This is a genomic window from Salinibacterium sp. PAMC 21357 (assembly GCF_000247645.1).
GTDB lineage: Bacteria > Actinomycetota > Actinomycetes > Actinomycetales > Microbacteriaceae > Rhodoglobus.
Map to the genome: position 1 here is coordinate 301348 of NZ_AHWA01000002.1, position 12180 is coordinate 313527.

Below are 12180 nucleotides of genomic sequence, written 5' to 3' on the forward strand. Positions count from 1 at the left end.
GGGGCCTAACCCGGCCACGATGCCGCTACGAGAGTAGCAGCAGACCGTTTGTCTTCGAACGCGCGGCGCTGAAGCGGTCTTGAACGTTAGCCCAATCAACGATGTTCCAGAACGCCTTGACATAGTCAGCACGCACGTTCTTGTAATCGAGGTAATACGCGTGCTCCCACACATCAAGCATGAGAAGGGGCACGATTCCGGCCGGCAGGTTTCCCTGCTGGTCGAAGAACTGAACGATGATTAGTCGCTCACCGATGGAGTCCCAAGCGAGCACTGCCCAACCCGAGCCCTGCACGCCCATCGCCGTGGCGGTGAAGTGTGCGGTGAACTTATCGAACGACCCGAAATGATCATCGATCGCGCTTTCGAGGTCGCCAGTCGGCTTGTCTCCACCGTTCGGCGACATATTCGTCCAGAAGATGGAGTGGTTAACGTGACCACCAAGATTGAAGGAAAGGTCTTTTTCGAGCTTATTGACGTTCGAGAGATCCCCGGAGTCGCGAGCTTCAGCGAGACCCTTGATCGCGGCGTTCGCCCCGGTGACGTAGGCCTGGTGGTGCTTGCTGTGGTGCAACTCCATAATCATCGCGCTGATGCTCGGCTCGAGCGCAGAATAATCGTATGAAAGTTCGGGAAGGGTGTATTCAGCCATCGGAGGTCCTCCTAGAATCGTGAATCCCGCTCGGCTGGCAAGCACGAGCAGGCGAGATGCTTCCAGTCTAACCACGTCCATCCGGCACACGTGCCGCATGGATAGAACGCTAAGCTTCCTCTAACTCCGTGGGGAGGTTCGCTTCAGTTCCTGCTACACCAAGGTCGCTTGCTCGCTTGTCAGCCATGGCAAGGAGTCGTCGAATACGTCCGGCCACGGCATCTTTCGTCATCGGGGGGTCGGCGTGATGACCCAGCTCGTCGAGGCTCGAGTCTCGGTGGCTCAATCGAAGTTCGCCGGCGTAACGAAGGTGCTTTGGAACGTCTTCGCCCAAGATTTCAAGAGCGCGTTCAACTCGTGCGCACGCTGCAACTGCGGCCTGCGCTGAACGACGCAAATTAGCATCGTCAAAATTCACGAGGCGGTTGGCGGTAGCACGCACTTCCCTGCGCTGGCGAAGCTCGTTCCAACTTACAACGGTGGTTTCGGCACCCATGATGGTCAGCATCGCACTGATTGCTTCGCCATCCCGAACCACTACCCGATGAACCCCACGCACCTCGCGAGCCTTTGCTGCTACGCGAAGACGGCCCGCCGCGCCCACTAACGCCATAGCCGCTTCGTTTCCGGGACAAATAACTTCAAGCGCTGCAGAGCGGCCAGGATCGGTGAGCGATCCCGCAGCCAGGAAGGCACCACGCCAGACCGCTGCCAACTCGCCACGGCCTCCCGTGGTGACTCGGTTCGGAAGACCACGGATCGGACGACGTCGCGCGTCGAGGAGACCGGTTTGGCGCGCTAGGGTTTCTCCCCCGTCAAGAACACGAACCAAAAGGTTGTTCGATCGGCGACCACCAGACGATGCGACGCGTGACACTTCAGAGCGCACACCGTAGAGCTCAGCGATGTCACGGCGAACGCGACGAGCGAGAAGTTCGGTTTCCAATTCAGACTCGACGGCGATGCGTCCCGAAATCAGGTGCAGTCCGCCCGAGAAACGCAGAATTGTCGCGAGTTCAGCCGCGCGCTCGGTGGTCTTGCCCAACTGAATTCGTGCCAGTTCGTCTTTGACTTCAGCAGTTAATGCCACTAACTGGCCTTTCTTTCAGGATGAGGGTCGTCATGGATGAGCAATCTACTCTCGTCCGCGATCCCGATGTTTAATGCTTACCGCTACTCCGGGTAAGCCGCTCAAAATGGCGGATAATTCTTCTGCAATCGCGACCGACCGATGTTTACCACCGGTACAGCCGATTGCAATCGTTGCGTGGCGCTTATTTTCGCGTTGGTAGCCGGCGAAAACAGGCTCAAGAGCTCGCGCATAGTCCGCAACGAACTCTTGTGCTCCCGTTGCCCCGACCACGTACGCGCGCACCCGTTCATCGAGTCCGTCAAGCGTTTTGAGTTCGGGAATCCAAAAAGGATTAGGCAAAAACCTGCAGTCAGCTACCATATCGGCGTCTGCTGGAAGGCCATACTTAAATCCGAAGCTCTCAATAGTAATACGCAAACCGGCGTCGTTCTCCGCCGAGAACTTTTCGATGATCGTTGTCGCGAGCTGGTGAATATTAAGGTCGGTAGTGTCGATGATGATATCGCTGCTCGACCGAATCTCTGCCATTCGAGTGCGTTCGGCAGCGATTCCGTCAAGCGGAGTGCCCTCCTCTTGAAGAGGATGGGGTCGGCGAACCTGCTCGAAGCGGCGTACCAATGCGGCATCTTCGGCATCGAGAAAGAGCACCCTCAGAGAAGTTGACCCACGCAGCGACTGGATAGCTTCCTGAGCATCAGAAAATAATTTTCCGCCACGCACGTCGATAATTGCGGCGACACGGGGAAGAGAGTCTCCCGCGCGGTGTGCGAGGTCGACAAGCGGAAGAAGCATCTGAGGGGGAAGGTTGTCGACGACATACCAGCCGAGATCTTCGAGGGCGTTGCCAACGGTCGATCGCCCAGCGCCCGACATGCCGGTAACGATGAGCATCTCTTGCTGTTCGGTAACGGGTTTCATGATGATCTCAGACTACCTGAGGTCAGGTTGCACGAGCTTCTGGATGATGGCGTCCGCTGTCGAAGCACCAACGCCCGGGACTTCAGTGATCTCCTCAGCAGATGCCGCTCTCAAGCGTGCGACCGAACCAAAGTGCTGAAGCAATGCTTTGATTCGCGACGGGCCGAGCCCGGGAACGGTGGAAAGAACGGAGGAAACATCTTTAGAACGTCGCTGCCTTTGATGCGTGATCGCAAAGCGATGTGCCTCATCTCGCAAACGCTGAATCAAAAAAAGTGCGTCGCTATTGCGTGGCAGGATGACGGGGAAGTCGGCGTTCGGCAGCCAAATCTCCTCGAGCCTCTTCGCGATTCCCGCGAGTTGAATCCCTGAAACACCAGATTCTTCTAGGGCCCGTTGTGCGGCAGAAACCTGCGGTTGTCCGCCGTCAACGAGGAGTAGTTGCGGAGGGTAGGCGAACTTCGTCGTCGCAGGCTGTGCTCCAGAGTCTGGATCCGCGGACGAAGCTGCAGACGCCTCGGAGGCTGCCGTGCCTGCCTCTGGCACCGCTGCTCCAGCAGCGAGGTACGCGAGACGGCGTTTGAGCACTTGATAGATGGAGTCGGTGTCGTCGGTCGTTTCTGCGATATTGAAGCGTCGATAATGCTGCTTCTTGGGGACCCCGTCTTCGAACACAACCATGGAGGCGACTACGTTCGTTCCCGAGAGGTGTGACACGTCAAAGCATTCCATTCGAAGTGGTGCTTCTGACATGCCTAGCGCTTCTTGAATATCTGCCAACGCCTGCGACCGGGCAACGAAGTCCCCGCTGCGTTTTGACTTGTACAGCATTAGCGCGTTTTTGGCATTCGTCTCTACTGTTTGGGCGAGCGCAGCCTTTTCTCCTCGCTTGGCGACACGCAGCCGAGCCCGGGCCCCTACTCCCCTTCGTTGAGCCAACCATTCTTCTAACACAGTGCTGTCTTCGGGCAGGGCGGGAACTAGAACATCGCGTGGTGGCGTTGTGTCGTCGTAGGCGTTCTGCAGTACCGACTCCACGAGTCCCCCGAGATCGACATCGAGCTCTTTATCAACGACCCATCCGCGCACCCCGCGAATACGACCACCACGCACGATGAACTGCTGCACGGCGGCGGCCAAATCATCATGAGCGATCCCGAAGAAGTCTGCATCAACATCGTCAGCGAGAACGATTTGGTTCTTTGCCAACGCGGTTTCCATCGCGCCGATCTGGTCCCGATAGCGGGCGGCAGATTCATAGTCTTGAGTTTCTGCAGCCTGGCTCATGCGGGACCGAATGGAGTTGAGCATCCGTGAATCGTTGCCCGCCATGAACGAAGCAAAGTCAAGGGCTATCGACTTGTGTTCCTCCAGCGTGACCCTCCCGACGCAGGGGGCCGCGCATTTTCCGATGTCGCCGAGAAGGCACGGCCGGCCGGTTTGTTGAGCTCGTTTATAAACCGACGTCGAACAGCTGCGCATCGGGAACGCCTTGAGCATGACATCAACGGTGTCGCGAATCGCCCACGCTCGCGAATACGGTCCGAAATAACGAGCATTGGGCAAATTTCGGTTGCGCGTTACCAAGACTCGGGGAACAGCATCGCCCATGGTGATCGCAAGATACGGATACGACTTGTCGTCTTTGTACTGAACATTGAAGGGCGGATCGAACTCTTTGATCCACGTGTATTCAAGCTGGAGAGCTTCAAAGTCGTTACCGACAATTGTCCACTCGACATTCGTCGCAGAAAGCACCATACGACGAGTGCGCTCATGAAGCGACGACAGCGGCGCGAAGTAGTTGCTCAGCCGGGAGCGCAAATTCTTTGCCTTGCCAACGTAAAGGATGCGTTTGCGTTCATCAGTGAAACGATAGACACCGGGTTCGGCAGGAATATCACCCGCGCGAGGCCGCCAACTGACAGTTTCAGCCAACTTGTGCTCCTCTTGCTCTCTCCGGGGACTCTGTTTCGCACGCGTTCATCACGCTAGCAACGAGGCCGTTGAATTAGACACGGGTGCCGCTGAGAATTTCCGCAAGGAATTGTCCGGTGTGGCTATCTTTCACCTTGGCAAGTTTTTCCGGAGTGCCAGTAAACAGCAGCTCTCCACCTCCAGCACCACCCTCGGGACCTAGATCGATCAGCCAGTCTGCAGATTTAATTACGTCGAGATTGTGCTCGATCACGATCACCGTGTTGCCCTTATCTACCAAGCCGTTGAGGACCAAAAGCAATTTACGCACGTCCTCAAAATGCAGACCAGTGGTCGGCTCATCGAGGACATAGATGCTGCGCCCCATCGATCGCTTTTGGAGTTCGGTAGCGAGTTTTACGCGTTGCGCTTCTCCACCAGAAAGTGTTGTCGCGCTTTGTCCGAGTCGAACGTAGCCGAGACCGACCTCTTCGAGCGTCTTCAGGTAGCGGTGAATACTCGAGATCGCCTCGAAGAATTCTGCGGCTTCGCTAATGGGCATATCGAGCACTTCAGCGATGTTCTTCGCCTTGTATTTGACAGCAAGAGTGTCGCGGTTATACCGAGCTCCGCCACACACTTCACAGGCGACGTAAACATCGGGCAAGAAGTTCATCTCGATCTTGATTGTGCCATCACCGGAACAGTTCTCGCACCGACCGCCCTTCACGTTGAAGCTGAAGCGTCCGGGAAGATAACCCCTGGCCTTCGCATCGCCGGTTTCCGAGAACAGCGTGCGGATTTTGTCGAAGACGCCCGTGTACGTCGCGGGATTTGAGCGTGGCGTGCGGCCGATCGGGTTCTGATCAACGTGGACGACCTTGTCGAGGTTCTCGAGCCCGGTAACACGAGTGTGTTTGCCGGGAATCTGCCGAGCTCCGTTGAGCTCATTAGCGAGGACCTTATAGAGGATGTCGTTGACTAGGCTCGATTTTCCCGAACCACTGACGCCGGTGACCGCGGTAAACGTGCCGAGGGGAAATTTCACCGTGACATTTTTAAGGTTGTTCGCCTTGGCACCTTCGACGGTGACCTGACGATCACGATCTACTGGTCGACGTTTCTTTGGTGTCTCGATCGCTTTTCTACCTGAAAGGTAATCCGCCGTGATCGAGTTCGTATTCTTCAACAGATCAGCATAGGAACCGGAATGGACGACCTCGCCACCATGCTCGCCAGCACCGGGACCAATATCGACGATCCAATCCGCAGTTCGAATCGTGTCTTCGTCATGCTCGACGACAATGAGCGTGTTGCCCAAATTCTTCAATTTGACGAGAGTCTCTATCAACCGGCGATTGTCTCGCTGATGGAGTCCGATGCTTGGCTCATCGAGCACATAAAGAACCCCGGTTAGTCCCGAGCCGATTTGAGTCGCGAGCCGGATCCGCTGGGCCTCGCCACCGCTCAACGTTGCCGCTGCGCGAGCAAGGTTGAGATAACTGAGGCCAACCTCGACCAAGAACTCGAGCCGAAGGCGAATTTCACGTAGTACTTGCGCTGCGATTCGAGCGTCGCGCTCTGAGAGGCTGATCCCGTTCATGAAGGCATAGGCATCGCTGAGGCTGAGCTCACAAATATCAGAGATGTTGCGATCAGCAACGGTTACGGCGAGCACTTCAGGCTTCAGGCGTTTGCCTTGGCATACCGGGCACGGGATCTCCCGCAGGTAGGCCGCATGACGCTGACGCTGCACGTCAGTTTCAGCTTCAAGATATTTGCGTTCGATATACGGGATTACGCCCTCGAACCCCGTCGAATACTTCATTTCTCGGCCGTAGCGGTTCTTCCACTTGACTGAAACTTTGAAATTGTTTCCCGTGAGTATCGCGTCGCGAACGTCTTCGGGCAGCTCGCCCCACGGCGTATCGAGCGAGAAGTCTAGGTCTTGAGCCAAACCCCCCAGTAGCTTTTCGAAGTAGTTGTACAAGCCCTTTCCGGAGTTCGTCCACGGCAAAATTGCGCCCTCAGATAGGCTCACCGAATCATCGGCGATGAGAAGGTCTGCATCGATCGACATGCGGGTTCCCAAGCCAGAGCATTCCGGGCAGGCGCCGAAAGGAGCGTTAAACGAGAACGTTCGCGGCTCGATTTCAGTGAGCTGAATCGGATGATTGTTAGGGCACGACAACTTCTCGGAGAACGAGCGCCACGCAGCGTCACCTTCTTCGTCGACGAAGTTGATCGCGACAGTACCGTCGGTCAGCCGAAGAGCTGTTTCCAACGAGTCCGTTAGCCTGGTGAGGATATCGTCGTTCGCCACTAGGCGGTCGACGACAACGGAAATGTCGTGTTTGTATTGCTTCTTAAGCTTCGGCGGATCACTCAACTGGATAACATCGCCATCCACTAGCGCTCGTGAATAACCGTTTGACGCTAGTTCAGCGAACAGGTCAACAAACTCGCCCTTTTTCTGCGAAATAACAGGGCTCACGATTTGATAGCGAGTGCCGCTGTCGAGCTTCATGAGTTGGTCGGCAATCTGCTGAACCGACTGACTCTCAATCTTCTCGCCACACACTGCGCAATGTGGGACACCAATTCGTGCCCACAGCAGCCGCATGTAGTCGTAGATCTCTGTAATTGTTCCTACAGTCGAGCGTGGGTTACGGTTTGTCGACTTCTGGTCAATAGAGACAGCGGGGCTAAGACCTTCGATGAAATCTACGTCAGGGCGGTCGACTTGACCGAGGAACTGACGAGCATAGGCAGAAAGCGACTCGACATAGCGTCGCTGCCCTTCGGCAAAGATCGTGTCAAAGGCCAGGCTGGACTTTCCCGAACCGGAAAGACCAGTGAAGACCACGAGGGAGTCTCGAGGTATTTCGAGGTCAACATTCTTTAGATTGTGGACTCGAGCGCCGCGGACGCTGAGGTGAGAATTGGGGATCGACTGTGCAGTAGTCACTCTTACTATTCTACGGAGGCCACTGACATTGCCTGAACGTTTGCCCTATCCACGCGATAATGAGCAGATGCATATTGCGCACGTGACAAGTTTCTATTCAGTCTCGGCCCTTTCGCCGTCTAGCGCAGTTCGTGCGCGCGGCATCGCCTACCGCGCGGCAGGCCACGAATTTTCGGTCATCGTGCCCGGTTCGGTCTCTTCTGTGACGTGGACGGAATTCGGAACTGTGATCTCGGTACCGGCGCATTCTGCGGCTTTACGGAGAGGTTTCGTCCCTATCCCCTTCGCCATTCGACGTGCTCTTGAGCGGCTAGCACCCGATCGCCTCGAGGTTGCAGATCGCCTCAGCTTTCGCCAACTGGGAAATTGGGCGAGGGACAACCAAGTTCCGGCGCTACTCTTCGCCGACGGAATGGCAGCCGGCTGGGCATCCGATCCCGCGCTGACAAACTTTGAGCGGATTATTTGCGGACCGCAGAACACCGCCCACTCCCCCGAACAGGTCTCTGTAGAAACGCTGATGACGATACGAGCCGGCGTTGACCTGGAGATTTTCACTCCGTTACGGCACAACGCAGCGTTACGCGACACGAGTGGGGCCGATCTGATCCTTGTTTGCGCTGCACCGCTCACTGCTTCGGGGTCAGTGTCGCTCGCTATCGAATCAGTGCGCACACTGACCGCAGAGAATCATGACGTTCACCTTGTCGTCATCGGCGATGGTCCGCTTCGTCACAGACTCGAACGAAGTGCTCAAGGTATTCCTGTGCAGTTCTTGAGCGCCGCCGATTTATCGCTCGCAGAGCGCTCAGAAGTGTTCGCCACCGCGGATTTCGCACTCGTGACCGCATCAGGAATCGTTGGTCATGAGGTGGCCCTCGAAGCTCTAGCTTCGGGGACCCCGGCAGTCATGATCGGTTCGGACCACCACCACATCGACTTTTGCGCCGGCGGCGGCATCAATTCGCAAGCCGACCCTGAGCACATCGCCGCGGCCGTTACGGCGTTCCAAAGCGAGCCTGTTGAGGTACGTCGACGAGCAGCACGAGACACCGCACTGCCGTTCGATGCGATGCCGTTAGCGCGTGCCATGGTCGAGCTCCATGAATCGCTCTCTTAGTCGAAGAAGAACTACTGCACAGAAGGTTACTGACGGCTGGGTCTGCGCTCGGCACGAGATGCGAAACTGATTTCAGGTCAGTAACCCACCACTAACTATCGCAAGTGTCCAGCCTGTTCCATTTGTCGAAGTTCTTTCTTGAGATCTTGAACTTCATCACGAAGTCGGGCTGCAAGTTCAAACTTCAATTCGGATGCGGCCTGAAGCATCTGTTCGTTGAGATCGGAAACGATCTGCTCAAGATCGTTTCCCCCCGCAGCGGCGATTCCCTCGCGGGCCAAGTGCGGCGTTGGAGTGCGTTTCTTTCCGTCTCTTGTACGAGTAGAAAGCAGCTCAGCAGTATCGGCACCCTCACGTAACAAAGCATCAGTAATGTCGGCGATCTTCTTGCGAAGCGGCTGCGGGTCAATTCCGTGTTCTGTGTTGTACGCGACTTGCTTTTCACGGCGCCGATCAGTTTCTTCGATCGCGAACTGCATGGACCGAGTAACGACATCGGCGTACATGTGTACCTCGCCCGAGACGTTACGGGCTGCCCGCCCAATAGTCTGGATGAGCGATGTCGACGAACGCAAGAAGCCCTCTTTATCGGCGTCAAGAATAGCAACGAGGGACACCTCAGGCAGGTCAAGCCCCTCGCGCAGCAAGTTGATACCGACCAGGACGTCATAAACGCCTTGGCGAAGCTCAGTAAGAAGTTCGACTCGTCTCAGAGTGTCGACGTCGGCGTGGAGATAGCGCACGCGTACGCCGTGTTCGGACAAGAACTCAGTGAGCTCTTCCGCCATTTTCTTGGTCAAAGTAGTGACCAAAACGCGTTCATTCTTCTCGACACGAATGGTAATTTGCTCGAGCAAGTCGTCGATCTGACCCTTCGAGGGCTTCACAACGATCTGCGGGTCGATAAGACCGGTGGGACGAATCACCTGCTCAACGATCGAATCCGTAATGCCGAGTTCGTACTTGCCAGGCGTCGCCGAAAGATAAATCTTTTGGCCGACACGACCCAAGAATTCTTCCCACTTCAATGGTCGATTATCGAGAGCACTCGGTAATCGAAAGCCGTGCTCGACCAGAGTGCGCTTGCGAGAGGCATCGCCCTCGTACATTGCGCCGATCTGCGGAACCGTGACGTGCGACTCATCGATCACGACGAGGAAATCTTCGGGAAAATAATCCAACAAGCAGCTTGGTGGCTCCCCCGGTTGGCGGCCGTCCATGTGTAGCGAATAATTCTCAATGCCGTTGCAGAATCCGATCTGCTCCATCATCTCGATGTCGAAGGTCGTGCGCATCCGCAGACGCTGTGCCTCAAGTAATTTTCCTTGCCGCTCAAGCACCGCTAGTCGATCAGCGAGTTCCTCCTGAATCGACACGATCGCTCGTTTGATGGTCTCTGGACTCGCTGAGTAGTGCGTGCCGGGAAACACCGAAACCGAATCCATCTTCTTCACAACCTCGCCGCTCAATGGATGCAGCGAGTACAGGGCCTCGATCTCGTCACCAAACATCTCAATGCGAATCGCGAGTTCTTCGTAAACTGGGATTATTTCTATCGTGTCGCCGCGCACGCGAAAATTTCCGCGGGAAAAATCGTAATCGTTGCGCTGGTACTGCATTCCAACGAACTTGCGGATCAGCGTCTCACGGTCAATGCGCATACCTACCTGAAGCGCAATCATGGCTTCGAGATACGACTCGGCCGCTCCCAATCCGTAGATGCTCGATACCGTGGATACCACTACCGTGTCACGCCGACTCAGCAGAGAGTTCGTCGTGGAGTGTCGAAGACGCTCCACTTCAGCGTTCACCGAAGAATCCTTCTCAATAAAAGTATCGGTCTGCGGGATGTAAGCCTCGGGCTGGTAGTAGTCGTAATACGAGACGAAATACTCAACAGCGTTGTTGGGCATAAGGTCGCGGAACTCGTTCGCAAGTTGAGCCGCGAGAGTCTTGTTGTGCGACATGATCAACGTCGGCCGTTGGACTTGTTCGATCAACCACGCGGTGGTCGCCGACTTGCCGGTACCGGTAGCGCCGAGTAAGACCACGTCGGTCTCACCCGCATTGATGCGTTGGGCAAGCTGCCGGATCGCTTCTGGCTGGTCACCAGAGGGGGTGTACTCGCTAATTACCTCAAACGGACGCACTGAGCGAGTTGGTTGCATAGCGCCAGTCTAAGCAACCGCTCTGACAACTTTATTAGAGGGCACCGTGCAGCCGACTGCGAATCGATTCCCACACGGCATCGGCGCGGTTTCGGGTGTCAGCTAGTGAATCGCCCGCGTCAATCACGAAATCCGCCACGGCGCGACGTTCACGTGACGACGCTTGGGAAGCAACGCGTCTCTCCGCCTCCGAGGCCGTCATTCCACGATGCTCGACCAAACGCTGCACACGCACCTCAGGTTCGGCTTCTACCGTCACGACCAACGCGAAACGTTCGAGAGATTGGGCAGACTCCACCAATAGCGGAATGTCGTACACCACAATCGCGTCCGGATCCACGCGGGCAGCCTCATCAAAGTGGCTCTGGGCGAGCCTTCCAATCGCGGGATGAGTAATGCGGTTTAGCGCTTCTCTGGCCTCCCGATCACTGAAAATAAAGGCGCCGAGTGCCGCACGGTTAAGCGAGCCGTCGGGAGAAAGCACCGTGGATCCGAATCGTTCTGCGATCTCGGCAAGAACCGGTGAACCCGGCTCGACCACTTCGCGCGCCAGCGCATCCGCGTCGACAACAGCGGCACCCTGCTTTGCCCACTGCTGGGCGACCGTAGATTTGCCGGACGCGATGCCTCCCGTAAGCGCTATTAAGTGCATGCTCTAATGCTAGCCTCAGCGTGTTGAAAGGAACTCCGGATGCTCGAGGTGCTCACCGGTAGCGGTCTGGCTGTCGCAGCTGGACTCAATGCCTATATTCCGCTGCTGATTTTGGGCCTCGCCGGCCGAGTCTTCGATTTTGTCGCGTTACCGGCCGGATGGGCGTGGCTCGAGAACCCGTGGGTATTGGCCGTTTTAGGAGTACTTCTCGTTGTCGAAATAGTCGCGGACAAAGTTCCCGTTGTCGATTCAGTCAACGACTGGATTCAAAGCGTGGTGCGGCCAGCCGCAGGTGGTATCGCCTTCGGTACCGGTGCAGCCTCGGAGACTGCGGTTGTTACTGACCCCGCCAGTTTCTTCACCTCCAATGCTTGGGTTCCCGTTGCTATCGGCGTAGTTCTCGCGTTCGGCACTCACGCAACAAAGATGCTTGCACGACCGGCACTCAACGCGGCGACAGCAGGCGCTGCGGCACCAGTTGTCAGTGCCGCTGAAGATCTCAGCAGCGTTCTCTTGAGCGTGATGGCGCTACTAGTACCGGTTATCGGATTTGTGGCGCTGCTGGCGCTGATTGCGCTCGTGGTCCTGCGCATCCGTCGGGCACGACGCTTACGACGCTTACGACGCTTACGACGCTCTCGACCAGCGCGACAGTAACCCTCAATCGTCGTCCTTAACTGACTGTGGCCAGC

Annotated in this window: 9 protein-coding genes; 2 read left to right on the plus strand and 7 right to left on the minus strand. The window is 56.4% G+C overall.

Going from position 1 to position 12180, the window contains the following annotated elements:
• Window positions 1-25: 25 nt before the first annotated feature.
• The 5 genes from ON14_RS01500 to uvrA form a co-directional block, all read right to left on the minus strand.
• Entirely contained in the window at window positions 26-652 is a 627-nt protein-coding gene (locus ON14_RS01500) for a superoxide dismutase (protein WP_010202557.1), read from the minus strand.
• A gap of 109 nt (window positions 653-761) precedes the next feature.
• The gene (gene whiA / locus ON14_RS01505) at window positions 762-1742 is read right to left on the minus strand and encodes a DNA-binding protein WhiA (RefSeq protein ID WP_010202558.1); all 981 of its coding nucleotides are present in this window, start codon (window positions 1740-1742) and stop codon (window positions 762-764) included.
• A gap of 45 nt (window positions 1743-1787) precedes the next feature.
• Entirely contained in the window at window positions 1788-2663 is an 876-nt protein-coding gene (gene rapZ / locus ON14_RS01510) for an RNase adapter RapZ (RefSeq protein WP_010202559.1), read from the minus strand.
• A 12-nt stretch (window positions 2664-2675) separates the two neighbouring features.
• Complete coding sequence (gene uvrC, locus ON14_RS01515; protein WP_010202560.1) at window positions 2676-4601, minus strand: excinuclease ABC subunit UvrC; 1926 nt, start codon at window positions 4599-4601, stop codon at window positions 2676-2678.
• Window positions 4602-4674: 73 nt separating this feature from the next.
• The gene (gene uvrA / locus ON14_RS01520) at window positions 4675-7548 is read right to left on the minus strand and encodes an excinuclease ABC subunit UvrA (RefSeq protein WP_010202561.1); all 2874 of its coding nucleotides are present in this window, start codon (window positions 7546-7548) and stop codon (window positions 4675-4677) included.
• 67 nt (window positions 7549-7615) lie between these two features.
• Between uvrA and ON14_RS01525 the strand changes: the two genes are divergently transcribed.
• Window positions 7616-8668, plus strand: a complete 1053-nt coding sequence (locus ON14_RS01525; RefSeq protein WP_010202562.1) for a glycosyltransferase — start codon at window positions 7616-7618, stop codon at window positions 8666-8668.
• 95 nt (window positions 8669-8763) lie between these two features.
• Here ON14_RS01525 and uvrB read toward each other — a convergent pair whose 3' ends face one another.
• The gene (gene uvrB / locus ON14_RS01530) at window positions 8764-10836 is read right to left on the minus strand and encodes an excinuclease ABC subunit UvrB (RefSeq protein WP_010202567.1); all 2073 of its coding nucleotides are present in this window, start codon (window positions 10834-10836) and stop codon (window positions 8764-8766) included.
• 34 nt (window positions 10837-10870) lie between these two features.
• Window positions 10871-11488: a dephospho-CoA kinase gene (coaE, locus tag ON14_RS01535; protein ID WP_010202569.1), complete on the minus strand. Its 618-nt coding sequence runs from the start codon at window positions 11486-11488 to the stop codon at window positions 10871-10873.
• Window positions 11489-11527: 39 nt separating this feature from the next.
• On the opposite strand from coaE, the gene ON14_RS01540 reads away from it, so the two are divergent.
• Window positions 11528-12145, plus strand: coding sequence for a DUF4126 domain-containing protein (locus ON14_RS01540; protein ID WP_010202571.1), 618 nt, complete (start codon window positions 11528-11530; stop codon window positions 12143-12145).
• Window positions 12146-12180: the final 35 nt, after the last annotated feature.

What these genes read in the sequence shown, in the direction of transcription:
- ON14_RS01500 (WP_010202557.1), bottom strand. Translation starts at nt 652, where the DNA reads ATGGCTGAATACACCCTTCCCGAACTTTCATACGATTATTCTGCGCTC.
- rapZ (WP_010202559.1), bottom strand. Translation starts at nt 2,663, where the DNA reads ATGAAACCCGTTACCGAACAGCAAGAGATGCTCATCGTTACCGGCATG.
- ON14_RS01525 (WP_010202562.1), top strand. Translation starts at nt 7,616, where the DNA reads ATGCATATTGCGCACGTGACAAGTTTCTATTCAGTCTCGGCCCTTTCG.
- uvrB (WP_010202567.1), bottom strand. Translation starts at nt 10,836, where the DNA reads ATGCAACCAACTCGCTCAGTGCGTCCGTTTGAGGTAATTAGCGAGTAC.
- coaE (WP_010202569.1), bottom strand. Translation starts at nt 11,488, where the DNA reads ATGCACTTAATAGCGCTTACGGGAGGCATCGCGTCCGGCAAATCTACG.
- ON14_RS01540 (WP_010202571.1), top strand. Translation starts at nt 11,528, where the DNA reads ATGCTCGAGGTGCTCACCGGTAGCGGTCTGGCTGTCGCAGCTGGACTC.